Raw genomic sequence first — 17,438 nt, 5'->3', positions numbered from 1 at the left:
GACCCGACCACTGCGATGGGCGCGCCCCACCTTGACCTGAGCGACCTGCGCGTGAACGTCCTCCGCGCTCGCCACGAGAACCTTGGGCACCCGCCGCACCAGCACCCTGACCCGGGCGTCCTGGGCGTCCAGCGTCAGCACCCGGACGAGACATCGGATGCGGGCGCGGAATATCACCCGGTGTAGGGGCGCGCATACCCTGCTTACGACTAAATGGATTATTACCAGGACGAGGAGCTGAAGCACCAGCACCCTGACCCGCTTGATGTGGACGAGGACGAGGAGGCATCTGAGAACGATCGCCACGAGACTGACCTTGGCGGTTTTCATTACGAGATTCGTTACGGCTGTCGTTGCGACGTTCGCCGCGTTCGCCGCGCTTAGCCTCGCCGGAACCAGCATGAGGAGCATGATTATTATTACGAGCATGCCCGCCAGCTGCTACACCAGCACCAGGTTTTGGTACAACATGATGAGGCTGAGCATCCTTTTCACTATGATTTTCAGCCTTATTAACAGCGTTATCAGCAGAATGAGATTGAGCAGCTTCAGAAGCGTCAACAGGCTTACTGGCAGCAGACTGCGGATTATGAGGTGCCGCAGGTGACGGCGACTTAACTTTTGAAGCAGCAGGCTTAGCTGCACCGGAAGATTTTGCCGACTGATTATTGTCGGAAGCCAACGCCGTCTGCAAACGACGCACTACTGGAGCTTCAACAGTAGAAGAAGCGGACTTAACGAATTCGCCCATACTCTTCAAACGCTCCAACACGGTTTTACTGTCTACACCAAATTCCTTGGCCAGTTCATACACGCGCTTTTTTACCACTCAGTGTTCTCCTCTGTCTGTGGCAGCGCTAGCGCGCGCGGCCACGTTACATTATTGCGAGCTTGTTATTTATTATCGTGCGATATATCATCGTGCGACCATGATCTTATACCTCGTCTCCCGCTGGACGATGGCAACCGTCAACCGCCCAGATTCCAGCTTTCAGCATACTCGAAACGTTGGATTGCAGCGAGTGTCGCCAAAAACTACAAAAGAGATTGCGTTTAGACAATCAGCATGCTCAGTAAGCAGCAAAGAAGCGCCAAACCGTAGTAAACAATAAACTACCTTCGGCGCTTCCCTATTACAGCTTATTCGGCGTCTGCAGCGTTGGAAGCAGCAGCCTGAGCTAATTTAGCTTCACGGGCAGCCTGAGCTGCAGCAACCTTCTTAGCATGCTCTTCAGCAGATTCGATACCAATCTTCCAACCCGTCAGCTTTGCAGCCAAACGAGCGTTCTGACCTTCCTTACCAATTGCAAGCGAAAGTTGTGCATCGTGAATATAAGCTACAGCAGTCTGATTCTTCTCGCTAACAACCTGCACTTGCGTTGCAGTTGCTGGAGAAAGTGCTGCGGCAACATATTTTGCTGGATCATCCGACCAGTCGACAATATCAATTTTTTCTTGACCCAAGTTTTCCATAACTGCACGAACGCGGGAACCACCAGGGCCAATCAAAGCACCCTTAGGGTTTACACCCTCAGTATTTGCACGCACAGCAATCTTCGTGCGAGCGCCAGCTTCACGGGCAATCGACATAATCGAAACAGCTCCAGAGATAAGCTCAGGAACTTCACGCTCAAAAAGACGACGAACCAACTCAGGGTGTGAACGGGAAACCACAATTTCTGGGCCACGAAGACCACGAGCAACGTTCACCACGTATACACGGATGCGCTCACCGTGACGATAACGTTCGCCTGGAACCTGTTCACGACGTGGCAAAATAGCTTCAACATCGCCAACAGCAACATGAATATTAGCAGCATCTTTAGCATCCTGCTGAATAATGCCGTTAATCAACTTGCCCTTTTGACCAGAAAAAGCGCCAAATACGCGATCATCTTCAGCCTTACGGAAGATTTGACTAATAACTTGACGAGCTGTTGCTGCAGCAAGACGACCAAAATCGCGAGGAGTATCGTCGTACTCTTCTCCCAACGTTGGCGCAGGATACGGATTATCTTCAGTAGGCTTTCCGGGAATCTCATCCCTAGCCCACACGGTAAACGAACCTGAACGTTCGTCTAACTCCACACGCACATGCTTTGCAGGATGAGCGGTTTTCATATACGCAAGACGCAAGGCCTCGGCGAGTGCCTCGTCCAGCTCTTCGGCATTAATCCCCTGCTGTGCCGCAAGCTGATGCATTCCCGCCAAATCCAATTCCATCGCGCACGTCCTCTCGTTATAACACATTCACTTATGATTATTTATATTAACTTATGTCTATTAATCGCAATGAGTAATACTCACGATTAATATACTTGCAAAACCCAAGCGCCGCTTACTTCTGAGAAGGTACCGACTACGCTTAACGGCTAGCAAAACTCATCAAAGCACTGACAAAACAGCACCATAGGTCAGAGTCAGTGGCTATTTTAGTAGATTATGCAGACACTTAATGTTTTGGCACAAACCATGCAAAAGGCTATACGAAAAGCCACGAGAAAAGCCCAACGCACACATGCACGACGCATATTCACCACGTCAATCATAGTGCTAATCTGCGCAGGAACCCTTCCACTACTTAACGCTTGCGAAACGTCACAAAACATTCATATTCAACATCCTGCCCAAACGTCTATGCCGCAAGACGTTTGCGCACAAGCGTATCTTTCGGCACAACACAGTCAACGCATAATAACGCCAAACGAAGTCTCAAAAAGCGACGACAACCACAAAGCTAAACGCAGCCAAAATAATGCGCAAAGCAACATCAAACCAACCACCAACAAAACCGTCACAACCGACACTGAGTGGAAGCAATCAATCAAAAACTGGGAAACCGTAGCGCAACAATGCCCAGGACGACTCAGCGAAGCAATTGCCCGCCGCGCAAAAAACCAATGGCTACTTATCAGCGGACAAAGCGGAGCACAAGGAGCTGAAGCCGTCGCAGACCCGACAGCATACGCCCAGCAAACAGAGCTTGAAGCTTATGCGCAACTACGAAACGTACTCGAAAGCTACGAACACATACAATGGAGCCGCGAACCACTCGTGCAAGTGGCAAAAGCAGAAAACCAAATCGCCTTCATCCTACAAACGCTGGCTGCTAAAAAAATAAATGGAGTAACACTCAAAGATAGCGACATGGCAGCAAGCAACTCGCAAGGATTCATTCATGCAGCAGGAGTGGGAGCAGACGAAGACTTGCGCAACAATGCGTACGACATTCCACCACAAGCCTTAGCCAGCGGGAAAGCGCGAGATAATGCAAGCAACATTGATCTACCTATAGCTGCAATCGCCTACATGGACTGCGCACGCGCCGAACTTAAATCTTTTGAAGGAAACACGGATATCTCCACCACAAAACGCAAAAACGACTCACAGTATGGCACCGACACGAACGCTGGCGAAGGAAGGCCTGCGAGCGGAGCCGACGGACACTATTCCGATACGCAAGTAAGAGCAGCGCAAGCACTCAAGGACGCAATTATCAAGCTAATCACCTCACGACTACTGCGCGCCTACTCACTCGGCTACCCTGCAGACGAAAAGCTGGTTCTAAAGTAGTTCTGAAATAAGTGAAGTAAACTGAGCGGCAACAAAAACGAGGCGATATGCGCATATTCTGTTCTGCGTTAGTAACACTCAATGCCGTTTTTCGTTATTGGCGCAGATGATCGACTGCATTAGTAACGCTCGCGCGGATAACGCCGCCGCCCTTTTTCTGCCAGCGGAACACGTACTGCATTAGTAACGCTCGCGCGGATAACGCGCTCGCTACGAAACTCGCGTTGGAAGTCCCCCGGACTTCCAACCTAAGCGAGTTCCCGCTTTGAAGGAGCTTGAAATCCCAATGATTTCAAGCTCAGTCAAAGCGCTCGCGCAGTTTGCGTACTGCGTTAATAACACTCAATTCCGACACTCGCGCTGCGCGAGGGTCTCTAGTTAGCGGTTTTCAGACCCGCGTGCAGTCGTCGCACTGCGTGAGTGTCTCATTTTGCTTGTTTTGGAACACTGGTGCAGCCGGAGTGCTGCGTTAGGGTCTCTTAATCCCGTTCTTCAGACCCGCGTGCAGTCGTCGCACTGCGTGAGTGTCTCATTTTGCTTGTTTTGGAACACTGGTGCAGTCAGCGCTCGCGCGAGCGCTACACCCCGCCCAAGTCCACAAACGCAGGGTGATATGCGCACAATTGGGGACTTACACCCCACCCAAGTCCACATTTACGAGGAAACATGCGAGCATTTGTGGACTTACACCCCACTAATCCGCCCTGCCTTCGTCAATCGAGACGAAGGCAGACCGAGCTTGCTCAGGTTGGAAGTCCCCCGGACTTTCAACCTGAGCAAGCTCGGCGAATTAAAAAAGCCTAAAGCAACTTACATGCTTTAGGCTTGGTTAATTCGCGGATGAAGCGAGATTCGAACTCGCGGAGGGTTTCGCCCTCACACGCTTTCGAGGCGTGCTCCTTCGACCGCTCGGACATTCATCCACATGCAACTGAGATGCGTAACAACGCAAACACAAATGCAACTTTTCAATTATAAACCATACTGCGAATATAAATTTATGGCGCGTTGAAACGCTATAACTCAGCAGAATCACGGCGAGCGCGAATCAGCTCCGCACGCGACGCAAGATCTTCATCCGGCGGATACGCCACATACTCTAAAGTCAATCCGCAAGGCGCAATCGGCCCCGTCGAACCTTCACGAAGTGGCGTAGCAATCTTCTCCGCAAACCAGTCAAGCGTACGCTTACCGCGCCCAATCTGCACCGAAGCACCAACCAAAGATCGCACCATATTATGCGCAAAAGCATCAGCAACAATAGTAAACTCAAGCAATCCATCCTCAAGTGCAGGCACACAACCAGTGCCACGCCTCTGCACACCGCCAGCACCACCAACACGCTCCCAACGCGCCTGTTTCACCTCACGAATAGTAGTCCCCCCAGGATTTGGTCGCGCAAACGAACCAAAATCGCGCAAGCCAACCATAAGCCGAGCAGCCGCGTTCATAGCATCCACATCCAACGCATCATCGAGCTGCAACACAAAACCCCGCATGCGAGGATCAGACGCAGCCCTACACGCTCCATCCGCCAAACGGTACACGTACGTGCGTTCCAAAGCAGAAAAACGCGCATCAAAACCACTAGGCGCCACGCTCACCTTGTGCATCGCAATATCATCCGGCAACACATGCCGCAGCCGGTATTCCAACGCGGCAACCGCAGTGAGATCCGTATGCCCAACGCAACGCTGCAACGTTTCCTCAGAAACGTCCAAATGACAAACCTGCCCCGACGCATGCACACCAGTATCCGTGCGCCCCGCAACAGTAAGACGCAGTGGCTCACCAACTTCACCTTCCGGCACGCGCAAAACCTTGTGCAACGCCGCCTCCAACTCGCCCTGCACCGTACGCAACGCCGGCTGCTTAGCCCAACCGTAAAAATCGCCACCGTCGTACGCAAAATCCAAACGAAGCCTCATCCAAAACCTCTCCAAACAGACTTTCAACTAGCTTTTCTTATCCGACACGCCTGCGAGCGCAAAAGCGCTAATAACGCTACGAATCAGCTCGTAAGACTTTGAATCCATGTGCATTGCAATCTTCAATAATTTAGGAACAACCTCCGACCAATGCGAAGACATCTCGTCAAAAGTAGAGTACCCTAAACTGTTAAAAATGCTATAAACACTGTCAATTCGCCGCTTTCGCTCATCAAACGGCAAATTCATCATCCACTCGTTCGCCGCTTTAGAAACTGCCAGCGCGCGCGGAGTTACGCAATCGCAATAATCAAAGTCGCCATTCTTAACTTGCCAGTACATGCCAAAATGTTGCATTAAGCCAATAGAATCGGCATTCGTGACTTTATACGGCACCCCAGTATCCATAATCAACCCAATAAAAGCAGACTGCGGCACAACTTTTTCGATTCTGCTAGAAACGTGCGCAAAAACCGCAGGATCAACAACATCCGAACCAAAGCTAGGGCCGTCCATAGAGTAGATTTTTGACACAAGATTTCCAAGTTTTTCATCCTCAGCATCTAATCGCATAGACGCATAAGCCGCCATATTGCCGCCTTTTGAGTGGCCGACAACAATAATATTAGGATTATTATTAGGCTGATTTGAAAGGGAAGATTTTGAAGTGTACGAGTTAGAAGAAGAGTTAGAAGAAAAGTTAGAAGAAGACGACTTTGAAAAGTACGCTAAAATTTTCTGCAAAAAGTTTTTATTAGCATAATTTTTACTATAACGTTGCACTATCGAAATAAGATATTCCGCAGCCGACTCCTGCGCTGGAACCGGGCAACGGAAAGCCATGTTAAAATCTTCCTTCCAACCAACAAGCGTATTGTCTGTACCACGATACGACACAACCAACGTATGCGGATTGTCAATCCCCTCACACTCGCTAAGATCAAAAGTCACTCCAGCAAACTGCTGTTCACACGACTCATCAATATTCGATTTGTCAAAACGCTCAAGCTTTTCACCAACTCGCAAACCACGGTATCTTGGACTTGCAGCTACAGCAAAAAGCAGCTTTCGGCGGAACCTGTCGATTTTAACGGAGCCTGAAGAAAACATTGACGAAAAATATTCAGACCGCAACAATTCAGTAACAGGAACAGTCGAGATATCCTTAGGATTTGCAGCATACTGCGGCACAAATTCTGGCATATTAATATAAGCTAACTCGCACAAAATCAACGCATCAACCGCATTAAACTTTCGCTGAGCGAAGGTGCGGAAATCGTTGCGTAACAAATCAAGAATATTCGACATAATTTAATAATAATACAAATAAAAAACGAGCCGAGGAATTAACCTCGGCTCGCTGTAGCGATTCTTTCAAAAAGCGATTTTACGCTCTATTTTAAGATTCACTCTACCGATGAATCAGCTGAGATGCTAACTACTCAGCGGCTTCTTCAGAGGCCACCTTAGTAGCTGCTTCAGCTTCCTTCACAACAGCCTTCTTTGGGCTTACTGGTTCAGTTACCAGCTCAATAATTGCCTGAGGAGCGGTGTCACCACGACGTGGAGCAATCTTCACGATGCGGGTGTAGCCGCCTTCACGCTGCTTCATCTGCTCAGCAATCTGAGTGAAAAGAACGTGAACCACGGACTTGTTGCGAACAACTCGCAACACGCGACGACGAGAATGCAAATCGCCACGCTTAGCGAATGAAATCAAACGCTCAGCAAGCGGACGAAGACGCTTTGCCTTTGGCAACGTCGTCACAATACGACCGTGCTGGAAGAGGCTGGTCGCCATATTGGCCAGCATCAGGCGCTCATGAGCCGGGCTAGAAGCCAGACGAGGGCCTTGTTTCGGTGTAGGCATTATTACTCCTTATTGCCGTATCATTCAGGTGGGCATCAACCCGAACATCCGAATGTTACGACGATTGCAGGCGGACTTTACTCGTCTTCAGGCGAGAAGAAAGTACCACCTTCGAGGTTGTTGGCGTCGAAGCCAATCGGCGAAGCCTTCAAAGACAGACCCATGGTCTGCAACTTTTCCTTAACTTCATCGATGGATTTCATGCCGAAATTACGAATATCGAGCAAATCCTGCTCAGTGTGAACTACCAATTCACCGACAGTATGAATACCCTCACGCTTCAAGCAATTGTAGCTACGCTGCGTAAGATTCATATCTTCAATCGGGATAGCCAGCTGAGAATCACTATTATCGTGAGCTGGTGCTGGACCAACTTCCACACCTTCGGCCTCAAGATTAAGCTCACGGCAAAGACCGAAAAGCTCTACCAAGGTCGAACCAGCGGATGCAACAGCATCGCGCGGTGTAATAGCTGGCTTGGTTTCCACATCCAGGATGAGCTTATCGAAGTCCGTGCGCTGTTCCACGCGGGTAGCTTCGACCTTATAGCTCACCTTCAAAACTGGTGAGTAGATCGAATCCACAGGAATGCGGCCGATTTCGCTGTTCTCCTGCTTATTCATCTGAGCTGGCACGTAGCCTCGACCGCGCTCAACAGTAAACTCAATTTCAAGTTCACCATCTTCGGCGAGCGTAGCAATATGCAAGTCAGGATTGGCAATAGTCACACCGGCTGGAGGAGTAATATCTCCAGCAGTGGCCTCACCTTTACCATTCTTGCGCAGATACATCACTACAGGCTCGTCGTACTCACTGGTGAGCACGATGCCCTTGATGTTCAGCAGAATTTCAGTGACATCTTCTTCAACACCTGGCAGAGTCGTAAACTCATGCAAAGCTCCGGAAATGCGTACCGAAGTAACGGCAGCACCTGGGATGGAGCTCAACAAGGTACGACGCAGCGAATTGCCGAGAGTGTAGCCGAAACCTGGTTCCAGTGGCTCAATAGTAAAGCGAGAACGCTGGGGATTCAGTGATTCCTCGGTAAGTGTCGGACGCTGTGCGATAAGCACTTTGGTATCCTTTCAGCTTCTGGTCGGTGGTGCACTCGCCGCCCATAAGCGGGTTGGATGGATGGATTCGTAAGAGTGCTCAGACGCGGCGACGCTTTGGTGGGCGAACGCCGTTATGCGCTTGCGGGGTGACGTCGGTGATAGAACCAACTTCGAGACCCGCGGACTGGAGGGAACGGATAGCGGTTTCACGACCGGAACCTGGACCCTTAACAAACACGTCAACCTTCTTCAGGCCGTGCTCCATTGCCTTACGAGCAGCAGCTTCAGCAGCCATGCCTGCAGCGTAAGGAGTCGACTTACGGGAACCCTTAAAGCCGACGTCACCACCGGAAGCCCAGGAAAGTACTGCGCCAGATGGATCAGTGATGGAGATAATCGTGTTATTGAATGTTGACTTAATATGCGCCTGCCCAACCGGTACCGACTTGCGGTCCCGGCGACGCGGCTTGCGCGAGGCTTGCTTTGCAGCTGCCATTGACCCTCGTTTCCTAATGACGAATGAGTTGGTATGTCTAGACGATGGAAATATATCCGTGGCCTAGAGCCGACCACCGACTACTATCGGGTGGCCTTCTTCTTCCCGGCGACAGTACGCTTCGGACCCTTGCGAGTACGAGCATTAGTCTTGGTACGCTGACCACGCACAGGAAGACCCTTGCGATGACGCTGGCCTTGATAGCAGTTGATCTGAATCTTACGACGGATGTCTGCGTCAATTTCACGACGCAAATCGCCTTCAATCTTATAATTGGCCTCAAGATAATCACGCAAGGTGATCAACTGTTCATCCGTAAGATCCTTGACGCGAGTGTCCGGATTAACACCGGTCGCGGCAAGCGTTTCCTTAGCGCGAGTGCGACCAACACCAAAAATGTAGGTGAGGGCAATCTCAATGCGCTTCTCATTGGGAATATCTACTCCGGCAAGACGTGCCATTGTAATTCCTTTACTGTTACGCAGGTCGTGCACCAAGTCTTCCGTTAGAAACGGCCTGGGCCTGCGCACCCAGGGTTCAGCTTTCGCTGCGACTTAGCGCCTTATTCCTTTGTATTCCGCGGTGGGAATCTGCTCAGCCCTGACGCTGCTTATGACGCGGGTTAATGCAGATCACCATGACGCGGCCGTGACGGCGGATCACGCGGCAGTTTTCGCAGATCCTCTTCACGCTAGGGCTGACCTTCATGGTTTTCCTTTGCTTGTACCTTTACTTATAACGGTACGTAATACGCCCGCGATTCAAATCGTAAGGGCTCATCTCTAGCACTACGCGATCTTGCGGGAGAATACGAATATAATTCTTACGCATCTTCCCTGAAATCGTCGCCAATACGATGTGTTCATTCTCTAGCTGAACGCGAAACATCGCATTCGGCAGCGCTTCGACTACCTTGCCTTCGACTTCAATCACACCGTCTTTTGCCATGAGCCTCGTTCCGATCCTTGGGCATACTACTTTACGTATCCGAAGACACGCCAATCTTCTATGATACAGTAAATGCGCCCCATGCAACACTCGGCGTGTCGCAAAGGACGCATTACTAAAAATTACTTCACGTCACCAACGTAACTAAAAGTTGCGCACCAACTTTAGTTAAGCGATTCAACGATACGGCTGTTAATATCAGCAATATCACCTACGCCATCAACTTCCACCAGCTGACCGCGGCTTTCGTAAATATCAAGCAGTGGAGAAGTTTCCTTCTCGTACGTTTCCAAACGCTTTGCAATTACTTCTGGAGTATCGTCAGAACGACCCTGCTCAACAGCACGCTTCTGCATACGCTCAAGCAAAACCTCACGCTCAGCAGCCAAAGCAACCACGTGATCTAACGGAGTTCCCAACTCCTCAAGCATGTGGTCAAGAGCCTGCACCTGAGAAGCATTGCGTGGATAACCGTCAAGAATCCAACCGTTCTTGGCATCATCCTGAGCAAGGCGATCTTTAACAATGCTGTTGGTAAGCTCATCTGGAACCAACTCGCCCTTGTCAAGATACCCTTGAACTTTCTTACCAAGCTCAGTCTTATTCTTCAAGTTGTAACGGAAAATATCACCCGTCGAAATAGCAGGAATACCATAATGCTTACTCAACAAAGCAGCCTGAGTACCCTTGCCTACACCTTGAGGACCCATAATCAGCAAACGCATATTTATCTCCTTATGCTTCCAACGCTTACACTACTTAGATACTTGCTTCTGCTCATTATGATCAAACAAGAAACCAGCGTACTGGAATTGTTCGGTCTGAGCCTTCGCCTGGCGTAAAGTATCCAAACCAACGCCAGCAATAATCAAAATTGTGGTACCGCCGAATGGCAACTTAGTATTCAAGTGCAAAGCCATAATCAACACGGTAGGAATCAAAGCAACAAAGAGCAAATAAATAGCACCAACCGTATTCAACCTATTCATAACGTAGTTCAAATAGTGGCTCGTTGCGCTACCAGCACGAATACCCGGAATAAAACCGCCATACTCTTTCATGTTATCTGCAGTCTCATCAGGATTAAACGTAATCTCCGTGTAGAAGAAGCAGAAGAACACAATCATAACCGTGTACAACGCGATGTACCAGGCAGACGTGGAATTTGCAAGATTCTCATTAATCCACTGCACCCAAGCTTGACTATGATCACCAAACTGAGCAACTAATGTAGGAACAGCAAGAATAGAAGAAGCGAAGATTGGTGGAATAACGCCACTCATATTGACCTTCAACGGCAAATAGGTGGAAGAACCACCGTACATCTTGCGGCCAATCATACGACGAGTGTACTGCACAGGAATACGACGCTGAGCAAGCTCCACAAAATCAACGAAAATAAGAATAACAAGCAGAACACCGGCAACAATAGAGAACTTAGTCCAGTCACCATTGGAGCCGTCAGAGCCCCAACCAATCTCCCACAACTTCGGCAAGAAGCCAGAGCAGATAGACATGAAGATCAAAACGGACATACCCTGGCCGATACCCTTATCGGTAATAAGTTCCGCCATCCACATGATAAGGCCAGTACCACCGGTCATAATCAAAACCATGACGATAAGGCTCCACATGCTGCCGTCAGGAATAACCTGACCGCACTGATAGTTGAAAAGCGCTCCAGAACGAGCAGTAACCAAAATAGTTGTCGACTGCAAAACAGCCAAACCAATGGTTAGATAACGCGTATACTGCGTAAGCTTTGTTTCGCCGGACTGACCTTCCTTATGCAACGCTTCGAAGCGCGGAATGACCACACGCAAAAGCTGAATCACAATGGAAGCCGTAATGTACGGCATAACACCCAAAGCAAAAATAGAAAGCTGCAACAGCGAGCCGCCGGAGAACAAGTTGACCAACCCAATAAAGTTCTCTTTAGACGAAGCTAACTTAGCTGTACAAGCACGAATTACTTTATAATCAACACCTGGAATCGGAATAAACGAACCGATACGGTAGATGATAATCATAGCGAAGACGAAGAGGATCTTATTCCTCAACTCCTTCGTCCTGAAGGCCTGGATTAACGTTTTCACCTGGGTCTTCCTCCCTTTTTTAGCGCACTCCTAGGCGCATCAGTGCAAAAAACAAACTCTGAGGCAATAGTGTATCTCACGGTGCCTACTGAAATGGTGTATTGGTGGGTTTTGCCAGCAAAAAATAATCCCTCTAGCCAAAACTAGAGGGATTATTCACTCGTTTATCACTGCATCAAACGTTACAGTAGCAACTACTACTCTTCGCTGACGGAGCCGCCTGCAGCTTCAACCTTGGCCTGAGCAGAAGCAGAAGCCTTCATACCCTTCAAGTTCAAAGCAACGGTCAATTCACCATCGCCCAAAACCTTAACTGGGTAGCCATCGCGCACAGCGCCCTTGGCAATAAGGTCAGCAACTGTAACTTCGCCACCCTGTGGGAAGAGCTCAGCAAGAGCTGCAACGTTAACGACCTGGAATTCCTTCTTGAAAGGACTCTTAAAGCCACGCAACTTAGGCAAGCGCATATACAGTGGGAGCTGGCCACCTTCGAAGCCAGGACGTACCTGATAACGCTTCTTCGTGCCCTTGTCTCCACGACCCGAGGTCTTACCCTTAGAGCCTTCACCACGGCCTACGCGGATGCGGTCCTTATTTGCTCCAGGAGCTGGACGCAACGTGTGCATGTGCAGCATTGGTTCTTCGTTAGCCATAATCAGTCGACCTCCTCGACGCTCACCAGGTGGCGCACGGCCATGACCAAGCCACGATTAACGGGGGTGTCTTCGCGAACTACGCTGTGACCAATCTTGTGAAGGCCGAGCGTATGGACGTTCGCGCGCTGGCGCTCAGTGGTGTGAACCAAACCGTGCACCAGAGTGATCTTCAAATTTGACATCACTCACCATCCTTTGCTTCAGCTGCCTTGGCGGCCTGAGCTTCTTCGCGAGCCTTACGAGCTTCGGCAATGCCGGCAGCACGCTCACGGAGCAACGCATCAGGAGCAACTTCCTCAAGAGAAAGACCACGACGAGCAGAAATCTCTTCTGGCTCCTCGAGCTTCTTCAAAGCGTCCACAGTAGCGCGCACCACGTTTACAGCAGTTGCGGAGCCCATGGACTTCGTGAGGATATCGGTAATGCCAGCGCACTCCATAACAGCGCGCACAGCACCACCAGCAATTACACCAGTACCTGGAGCAGCTGGACGAAGCAACACAGTACCAGCAGCATCGTGACCGAGCACTGGATGAGTGACGGTACCACGAATACGTGGAACAGTGAACATGTGCTTCTTGGCGTCAAGCTGACCCTTAGCGATTGCTGCTGGAACTTCGCGAGACTTACCGTAACCGACACCAACAGTGCCCTTACCGTCGCCTACAACAACGAGTGCTGCAAAGCTAAAGGTACGACCACCCTTGTGAGTCTTGGAAACACGGTTAATCGTAACTACGCGATCCAGAAGCTCTTCGCCGCGGTTCTCTTCACGGCGATTACGACGCTCGCCACGCTTGCCCTCGCCCTTGTTACGGCGAGAACGACGATCATCGTTGCGTTCCTCAGCGGATGCCTGAGTGTTCTGAGTTTCTTCAGCCACTTGGGTTTCCTTTTCGTTGTCGCTCACAGTGCCAGACCTCCCTGACGGGCGCCTTCAGCCACTGCTGCGACGCGACCATGATACTTGTTGCCGCCACGGTCGAAGACAACAGCGGTAATACCCGCTTCCTTCGCCTTAGCCGCTACTAACTCGCCAACCTTGGTTGCAGCTTCAGTCTTCGTACCGGTGAAACCAGCGAAGTCAGCAGTCAAAGTGGAAGCGCTCACCAAAGTAATGCCCTTGGTATCGTCCACAATCTGAGCAACCATGTGACGGTTAGAACGAGAAACAACTAAACGAGGACGTTCAGATGTGCCAGCAATACGCTTACGAAGACGGGCGTGACGACGCAAACGTGCGACTTTGGTACCCTTACCGAAAATCTTAACGCTCATATCACTTACCAGCCTTTCCAGCCTTGCGCAGGATGCGTTCATCGGTGTACTTAATACCCTTACCCTTGTAAGGTTCTGGAGCACGAAGCTTACGAATGTTAGCAGCAGCCTGCCCAACAATCTGCTTGTCAGTACCCTTAACGATTACCTGGTTAGGACTTGGCAACTCGAACTCAATACCTGCCGGTGGTTCAACGGTAATAGTGTGAGAATAACCGAGCGAGAACTCAATGCTCTTGCCCTTCATTACTGCACGATAACCGGTACCGACAATATCCAAAGTCTTGGTGTAACCATCATGTACACCCTTCACCATGGAAGCGACGATAGCGCGTGCCAAACCATGCTTTGCACGAGTTGGACGCAAATCGTCAGCTGGAGTCAGAACAATCTGATTCTCAACAACTGCCGCGGTGATACCCTCTGGAATTTCATAGGAATCAGAACCCTTAGCGCCTTTGACGCTGAAGGACTGACCTTCAATCTTTACTTCCACGCCTTGAGGAATGTCGACGGGGAGCTTACCAATATGCGATGCCATCTTCAGCTCTCCTTTCTCACCATACGTAGGCGACAATTTCGCCGCCAATGCCTCGATCGAGGCATTCCTTCTGAGTCAACAATCCCGAGCTGGTCGAGATAATAGCGATACCGAGACCACCAAGAGGCATTGGCAAAGCATCAGACTTTGCGTAACGACGCAAACCTGGCTTAGAGATGCGCTTGATGCCCTGGATAGAACGCTGGCCATTGGAGCCATACTTCAACGTAATTTCCAACGTCTGTCCAACCTTAGCTTCCTTAGCAGCGAAATCCTTAATATAGCCTTCGTGCTTCAGAATCTCGGCGATATTCGCCTTGAACTTGGAGTACGGCATTTCCACGGTATCGTGCTTTGCCGCGCTCGCGTTACGCAGACGTGTCAACATGTCTGCGATTGGATCTGTCATTGTCATGTGGGCTAACGCCCTTTCTCGCCGTGGTTTCCACCGCCCATATATGAAAATTTGTCTTCGGGCAGTGGACCTTCAGCGTCGATATTTACCAACTGGACTTCGTAACACCCGGCAACTCACCGCGATGAGCCTTCTCACGAAGGCAAACACGGCACAGACCGAACTTGCGATACACGGAGTGAGGACGACCACAAACCTGGCAACGCGTATAAGCGCGCACCTTGAACTTCGGCTTAGCGGCCGCCTTGTTTTTCAGAGCGGTTTTTGCCATTTCAGTTCTCCTTGAATGGGAAACCGAGGTGCTTAAGCAAAGACTTGGCCTCCACATCGTCCTTGGTGGTAGTCACCACGGTGATGTCCATACCACGCTGATGATCAATCGAGTCAGGATCAATCTCATGGAACATAGACTGTTCCGTAAGACCGAAGTTGTAATTACCCTGACCGTCAAACTGGTTGCCGTTGATACCGCGGAAATCGCGAATACGAGGCAGAGCCAGAGTGAGCAAACGATCCAAGAACTCCCACATACGATCGCCACGAAGCGTTACGTAAGCACCAATGGCCTGGCCTTCGCGCAGATGGAACTGAGCTACAGACTTCTTTGCCTTGGTAACTTTTGGCTTCTGGCCAGTGATCAACGTGAGATCCTTAATCGCACCTTCGATGAGCTTGGAATCGCGAGCAGCAGCACCGACGCCCATAGAGACGACAACCTTCTGCACACGGGCCACCTGCATAGGATTAGTGTGGCCAAATTCCTTCTCCAAGGCCGGAACGATTTCGTCCTTGTATTGTTGCTTTAAGCGCGGAGTTGCCGGCAACTCAACTGTAGTATCGGTCATGCCAGCTCCTTTCCGGACTTCTTGGCGACACGCACGCGCACGGTCTTCACCTTGCCGTCACGAGCCTCTTGCTTAACAATCACGCCGACGCGGGTAGGCTGCTTGGTTTCTGGATCAATAACCATCACATTAGAGCGATGGATTGGAGCCTCAACCGAAACAATGCCAGCCTGCTGACCCTGCTGGGTAGCGCGAACATGCTTCTTAACGACCTGAACGCCTTCAACAATCAAACGGTCGTCGGCAAGTACACGAAGTACCTTGCCGTCTTTGCCGCGATCCTTGCCACGGATGACCTTCACCTGGTCGCCGGTCTTAATCTTGGCTACCATATCAGATCACCTCCGGAGCAAGGGACACAATCTTCATGAAGCGCTGATCGCGCAATTCACGACCGACTGGTCCGAAGATACGAGTGCCTTTTGGTTCACGGCCAGAGCCGAGAATGACGGCGGCGTTCTCATCGAACTTAATATAGGAACCATCGACACGACGATGTTCCTTGACAGTACGGACGACGACAGCCTTAACTACGTCGCCTTTCTTGACCGACCCGCCAGGGATCGCGTCCTTGACGGAGGCGACGATGATGTCGCCGATGCCGGCATAGCGTCGCTTCGATCCACCGAGCACGCGGATGGCAAGCAATTCCTTAGCACCCGTGTTGTCGGCGACATGAAGCCGCGTTTCCTGCTGAATCATTGATTCTCCTTAGCCGAGCTGGTTCTCCCCACTCACCTGTGTCTGCTGCAAAGAACAGACACAGGTGAAGCGCGGAGCCTTGCCGAACTTGTTTACTTGGCGCGCTCGATAATCGAGTCGAGACGCCAACGCTTGGTCTTGCTCAAAGGCCGAGTTTCCATAATACTCACGAGGTCGCCAATATGTGCCTCATTGTGTTCATCATGGGCCTTGACCTTGCGGGTGGAGCGGACGACTTTACCGTAAAGCGGGTGTGTCGAACGCTGCTCCAGCTCAACGGCAATCGTCTTGTCCATGGCCTCGGACACGACGTAGCCGCGACGAACCTTGCGGAAGTTGCGCTCTTGGTTCTCAGCCATGCTTAGTTCTCCTTGACCTCAGTGGCGCCAGGCTCTTGGCTGATGCCGAGTTCACGCTCACGCAGGACAGTATACATCCTGGCAATGTCGTGCTTGACCGCCTTGAGGCGAGCGCTGTTTTCGAGTTGACCGGTTGCTGCCTGGAAGCGCAAGTTAAAAAGCTCTTCCTTGGACTTCTTGAGGAAGCCCTCAATCTCAGCATTAGTCTTCTCGTTCAAATTCTTGATGGTGTAGTCTGCAGTTCCGACTGGCATCAGATGTCACCGCCTTCACGCGCAATAACGCGGCATTTCATTGGGAGCTTATCGATAGCGCGGCGCAAAGCCTCGCGAGCGATGTCCTCAGAAACACCACCGATCTCGAACATTACGCGGCCTGGGTGGATGTTGGCAATCCAGAATTCTGGAGCACCCTTACCGGAACCCATTCGCGCACCAAGCGGGTGCTTGGTTAATGGACGATCTGGGAAGACCGTAATCCACACACGACCGCCACGCTTGATGTAACGAGTCATTGCGATACGAGCTGCCTCGATCTGTCGGTTAGTGATGTAGGCCGGAGCCAGCGCCTGAATACCGAAATCGCCGAAAGCAATCTCGGTGCCACCCTTAGACATGCCGCTACGGGTAGGACGGTGCTGCTTACGATATTTAGTCCTCTTTGGGATAAGCATCTG

At 50.7% G+C, this 17,438-nt stretch carries 26 protein-coding genes and 1 tRNA gene; 1 reads left to right on the top strand and 26 read right to left on the bottom strand.

Annotated features, from left to right (window positions below):
- Both AXE77_RS04220 and nusA read right to left on the bottom strand, forming a co-directional pair.
- The coding region (locus tag AXE77_RS04220) for a translation initiation factor IF-2 N-terminal domain-containing protein (RefSeq protein ID WP_205727526.1) at window positions 1-829 on the bottom strand (829 nt) is incomplete at its 3' end.
- Between the two features lie 311 nt (window positions 830-1,140).
- Entirely contained in the window at window positions 1,141-2,223 is a 1,083-nt protein-coding gene (gene nusA, locus AXE77_RS04215; protein ID WP_116712262.1) for a transcription termination factor NusA, read from the bottom strand.
- A 414-nt stretch (window positions 2,224-2,637) separates the two neighbouring features.
- Here nusA and AXE77_RS04210 point away from each other — a divergent pair, with 414 nt between their 5' ends.
- Window positions 2,638-3,573: a hypothetical protein gene (locus AXE77_RS04210; RefSeq protein ID WP_165846058.1), complete on the top strand. Its 936-nt coding sequence runs from the start codon at window positions 2,638-2,640 to the stop codon at window positions 3,571-3,573.
- A gap of 837 nt (window positions 3,574-4,410) precedes the next feature.
- Here AXE77_RS04210 and AXE77_RS04205 read toward each other — a convergent pair.
- The 24 genes from AXE77_RS04205 to rplP form a co-directional block, all read right to left on the bottom strand.
- Window positions 4,411-4,496: transfer RNA gene (locus AXE77_RS04205), tRNA-Ser, on the bottom strand.
- Between the two features lie 93 nt (window positions 4,497-4,589).
- Entirely contained in the window at window positions 4,590-5,501 is a 912-nt protein-coding gene (gene truA, locus AXE77_RS04200; protein WP_116712260.1) for a tRNA pseudouridine(38-40) synthase TruA, read from the bottom strand.
- A 27-nt stretch (window positions 5,502-5,528) separates the two neighbouring features.
- Window positions 5,529-6,809 (bottom strand): Mbeg1-like protein, encoded by a 1,281-nt coding sequence (locus AXE77_RS04195; RefSeq protein WP_116712259.1) that lies wholly within the window; start codon window positions 6,807-6,809, stop codon window positions 5,529-5,531.
- A 130-nt stretch (window positions 6,810-6,939) separates the two neighbouring features.
- Window positions 6,940-7,371 (bottom strand): 50S ribosomal protein L17, encoded by a 432-nt coding sequence (gene rplQ / locus AXE77_RS04190; RefSeq protein ID WP_116712258.1) that lies wholly within the window; start codon window positions 7,369-7,371, stop codon window positions 6,940-6,942.
- A gap of 77 nt (window positions 7,372-7,448) precedes the next feature.
- The gene (locus AXE77_RS04185; RefSeq protein WP_116712257.1) at window positions 7,449-8,444 is read right to left on the bottom strand and encodes a DNA-directed RNA polymerase subunit alpha; all 996 of its coding nucleotides are present in this window, start codon (window positions 8,442-8,444) and stop codon (window positions 7,449-7,451) included.
- A gap of 79 nt (window positions 8,445-8,523) precedes the next feature.
- Window positions 8,524-8,922 (bottom strand): 30S ribosomal protein S11, encoded by a 399-nt coding sequence (rpsK, locus tag AXE77_RS04180; RefSeq protein WP_075523699.1) that lies wholly within the window; start codon window positions 8,920-8,922, stop codon window positions 8,524-8,526.
- A gap of 83 nt (window positions 8,923-9,005) precedes the next feature.
- Window positions 9,006-9,383, bottom strand: coding sequence for a 30S ribosomal protein S13 (gene rpsM / locus AXE77_RS04175; protein WP_004105472.1), 378 nt, complete (start codon window positions 9,381-9,383; stop codon window positions 9,006-9,008).
- A gap of 133 nt (window positions 9,384-9,516) precedes the next feature.
- The gene (gene rpmJ, locus AXE77_RS04170; RefSeq protein ID WP_003842636.1) at window positions 9,517-9,630 is read right to left on the bottom strand and encodes a 50S ribosomal protein L36; all 114 of its coding nucleotides are present in this window, start codon (window positions 9,628-9,630) and stop codon (window positions 9,517-9,519) included.
- Window positions 9,631-9,651: 21 nt separating this feature from the next.
- Entirely contained in the window at window positions 9,652-9,870 is a 219-nt protein-coding gene (infA, locus tag AXE77_RS04165; RefSeq protein ID WP_004129021.1) for a translation initiation factor IF-1, read from the bottom strand.
- Window positions 9,871-10,034: 164 nt separating this feature from the next.
- Window positions 10,035-10,595 carry an adenylate kinase gene (locus tag AXE77_RS04160; protein WP_116712256.1) on the bottom strand — a complete coding sequence of 187 codons (561 nt, stop codon included), beginning with the start codon at window positions 10,593-10,595 and terminating at the stop codon, window positions 10,035-10,037.
- Window positions 10,596-10,625: 30 nt separating this feature from the next.
- Window positions 10,626-11,966 carry a preprotein translocase subunit SecY gene (gene secY / locus AXE77_RS04155; protein ID WP_116712255.1) on the bottom strand — a complete coding sequence of 447 codons (1,341 nt, stop codon included), beginning with the start codon at window positions 11,964-11,966 and terminating at the stop codon, window positions 10,626-10,628.
- 197 nt (window positions 11,967-12,163) lie between these two features.
- On the bottom strand, window positions 12,164-12,619 hold the full coding sequence (rplO, locus tag AXE77_RS04150; protein ID WP_116712254.1) for a 50S ribosomal protein L15: 456 nt from the start codon (window positions 12,617-12,619) through the stop codon (window positions 12,164-12,166).
- Between the two features lie 2 nt (window positions 12,620-12,621).
- Window positions 12,622-12,804 carry a 50S ribosomal protein L30 gene (gene rpmD, locus AXE77_RS04145; RefSeq protein ID WP_004105491.1) on the bottom strand — a complete coding sequence of 61 codons (183 nt, stop codon included), beginning with the start codon at window positions 12,802-12,804 and terminating at the stop codon, window positions 12,622-12,624.
- Complete coding sequence (gene rpsE, locus AXE77_RS04140) at window positions 12,804-13,532, bottom strand: 30S ribosomal protein S5 (protein WP_004134284.1); 729 nt, start codon at window positions 13,530-13,532, stop codon at window positions 12,804-12,806. Before rpsE ends, rpmD begins: the two co-directional genes overlap by 1 nt.
- Window positions 13,529-13,900, bottom strand: coding sequence for a 50S ribosomal protein L18 (gene rplR, locus AXE77_RS04135; protein WP_004135717.1), 372 nt, complete (start codon window positions 13,898-13,900; stop codon window positions 13,529-13,531). The genes rpsE and rplR overlap by 4 nt, the downstream gene beginning before the upstream one ends.
- A gap of 1 nt (window position 13,901) precedes the next feature.
- Window positions 13,902-14,441 (bottom strand): 50S ribosomal protein L6, encoded by a 540-nt coding sequence (rplF, locus tag AXE77_RS04130; RefSeq protein WP_116712253.1) that lies wholly within the window; start codon window positions 14,439-14,441, stop codon window positions 13,902-13,904.
- 16 nt (window positions 14,442-14,457) lie between these two features.
- On the bottom strand, window positions 14,458-14,856 hold the full coding sequence (gene rpsH, locus AXE77_RS04125) for a 30S ribosomal protein S8 (protein WP_004105495.1): 399 nt from the start codon (window positions 14,854-14,856) through the stop codon (window positions 14,458-14,460).
- An 85-nt stretch (window positions 14,857-14,941) separates the two neighbouring features.
- Window positions 14,942-15,127: a type Z 30S ribosomal protein S14 gene (locus tag AXE77_RS04120; RefSeq protein WP_004114370.1), complete on the bottom strand. Its 186-nt coding sequence runs from the start codon at window positions 15,125-15,127 to the stop codon at window positions 14,942-14,944.
- Between the two features lies 1 nt (window position 15,128).
- Window positions 15,129-15,701, bottom strand: coding sequence for a 50S ribosomal protein L5 (gene rplE / locus AXE77_RS04115; RefSeq protein ID WP_004129048.1), 573 nt, complete (start codon window positions 15,699-15,701; stop codon window positions 15,129-15,131).
- Entirely contained in the window at window positions 15,698-16,033 is a 336-nt protein-coding gene (gene rplX / locus AXE77_RS04110) for a 50S ribosomal protein L24 (protein WP_116712252.1), read from the bottom strand. Before rplX ends, rplE begins: the two co-directional genes overlap by 4 nt.
- A gap of 1 nt (window position 16,034) precedes the next feature.
- Window positions 16,035-16,403, bottom strand: a complete 369-nt coding sequence (gene rplN, locus AXE77_RS04105) for a 50S ribosomal protein L14 (RefSeq protein ID WP_004574089.1) — start codon at window positions 16,401-16,403, stop codon at window positions 16,035-16,037.
- 92 nt (window positions 16,404-16,495) lie between these two features.
- Window positions 16,496-16,762 carry a 30S ribosomal protein S17 gene (rpsQ, locus tag AXE77_RS04100; protein ID WP_004114365.1) on the bottom strand — a complete coding sequence of 89 codons (267 nt, stop codon included), beginning with the start codon at window positions 16,760-16,762 and terminating at the stop codon, window positions 16,496-16,498.
- A 2-nt stretch (window positions 16,763-16,764) separates the two neighbouring features.
- Entirely contained in the window at window positions 16,765-17,016 is a 252-nt protein-coding gene (rpmC, locus tag AXE77_RS04095; RefSeq protein WP_116712251.1) for a 50S ribosomal protein L29, read from the bottom strand.
- Entirely contained in the window at window positions 17,016-17,435 is a 420-nt protein-coding gene (rplP, locus tag AXE77_RS04090; protein ID WP_116712250.1) for a 50S ribosomal protein L16, read from the bottom strand. Before rplP ends, rpmC begins: the two co-directional genes overlap by 1 nt.
- Window positions 17,436-17,438: the final 3 nt, after the last annotated feature.

The sequence above is a fragment of the Gardnerella massiliensis genome, from assembly GCF_003408845.1.
GTDB lineage: Bacteria > Actinomycetota > Actinomycetes > Actinomycetales > Bifidobacteriaceae > Bifidobacterium > Bifidobacterium vaginale_H.
Note: the sequence above shows the minus strand (reverse complement) of the source record. Positions and strands in the feature narration are given on the sequence as shown.

What these genes read in the sequence shown, in the direction of transcription:
- nusA (WP_116712262.1), bottom strand. Translation starts at nt 2,223, where the DNA reads ATGGAATTGGATTTGGCGGGAATGCATCAGCTTGCGGCACAGCAGGGG.
- AXE77_RS04210 (WP_165846058.1), top strand. Translation starts at nt 2,638, where the DNA reads ATGCCGCAAGACGTTTGCGCACAAGCGTATCTTTCGGCACAACACAGT.
- truA (WP_116712260.1), bottom strand. Translation starts at nt 5,501, where the DNA reads ATGAGGCTTCGTTTGGATTTTGCGTACGACGGTGGCGATTTTTACGGT.
- AXE77_RS04195 (WP_116712259.1), bottom strand. Translation starts at nt 6,809, where the DNA reads ATGTCGAATATTCTTGATTTGTTACGCAACGATTTCCGCACCTTCGCT.
- rplQ (WP_116712258.1), bottom strand. Translation starts at nt 7,371, where the DNA reads ATGCCTACACCGAAACAAGGCCCTCGTCTGGCTTCTAGCCCGGCTCAT.
- rpsK (WP_075523699.1), bottom strand. Translation starts at nt 8,922, where the DNA reads ATGGCAGCTGCAAAGCAAGCCTCGCGCAAGCCGCGTCGCCGGGACCGC.
- rpsM (WP_004105472.1), bottom strand. Translation starts at nt 9,383, where the DNA reads ATGGCACGTCTTGCCGGAGTAGATATTCCCAATGAGAAGCGCATTGAG.
- rpmJ (WP_003842636.1), bottom strand. Translation starts at nt 9,630, where the DNA reads ATGAAGGTCAGCCCTAGCGTGAAGAGGATCTGCGAAAACTGCCGCGTG.
- infA (WP_004129021.1), bottom strand. Translation starts at nt 9,870, where the DNA reads ATGGCAAAAGACGGTGTGATTGAAGTCGAAGGCAAGGTAGTCGAAGCG.
- AXE77_RS04160 (WP_116712256.1), bottom strand. Translation starts at nt 10,595, where the DNA reads ATGCGTTTGCTGATTATGGGTCCTCAAGGTGTAGGCAAGGGTACTCAG.
- rplO (WP_116712254.1), bottom strand. Translation starts at nt 12,619, where the DNA reads ATGGCTAACGAAGAACCAATGCTGCACATGCACACGTTGCGTCCAGCT.
- rpmD (WP_004105491.1), bottom strand. Translation starts at nt 12,804, where the DNA reads ATGTCAAATTTGAAGATCACTCTGGTGCACGGTTTGGTTCACACCACT.
- rplR (WP_004135717.1), bottom strand. Translation starts at nt 13,900, where the DNA reads ATGAGCGTTAAGATTTTCGGTAAGGGTACCAAAGTCGCACGTTTGCGT.
- rplF (WP_116712253.1), bottom strand. Translation starts at nt 14,441, where the DNA reads ATGGCATCGCATATTGGTAAGCTCCCCGTCGACATTCCTCAAGGCGTG.
- rpsH (WP_004105495.1), bottom strand. Translation starts at nt 14,856, where the DNA reads ATGACAATGACAGATCCAATCGCAGACATGTTGACACGTCTGCGTAAC.
- AXE77_RS04120 (WP_004114370.1), bottom strand. Translation starts at nt 15,127, where the DNA reads ATGGCAAAAACCGCTCTGAAAAACAAGGCGGCCGCTAAGCCGAAGTTC.
- rplE (WP_004129048.1), bottom strand. Translation starts at nt 15,701, where the DNA reads ATGACCGATACTACAGTTGAGTTGCCGGCAACTCCGCGCTTAAAGCAA.
- rplX (WP_116712252.1), bottom strand. Translation starts at nt 16,033, where the DNA reads ATGGTAGCCAAGATTAAGACCGGCGACCAGGTGAAGGTCATCCGTGGC.
- rplN (WP_004574089.1), bottom strand. Translation starts at nt 16,403, where the DNA reads ATGATTCAGCAGGAAACGCGGCTTCATGTCGCCGACAACACGGGTGCT.
- rpsQ (WP_004114365.1), bottom strand. Translation starts at nt 16,762, where the DNA reads ATGGCTGAGAACCAAGAGCGCAACTTCCGCAAGGTTCGTCGCGGCTAC.
- rpmC (WP_116712251.1), bottom strand. Translation starts at nt 17,016, where the DNA reads ATGCCAGTCGGAACTGCAGACTACACCATCAAGAATTTGAACGAGAAG.
- rplP (WP_116712250.1), bottom strand. Translation starts at nt 17,435, where the DNA reads ATGCTTATCCCAAAGAGGACTAAATATCGTAAGCAGCACCGTCCTACC.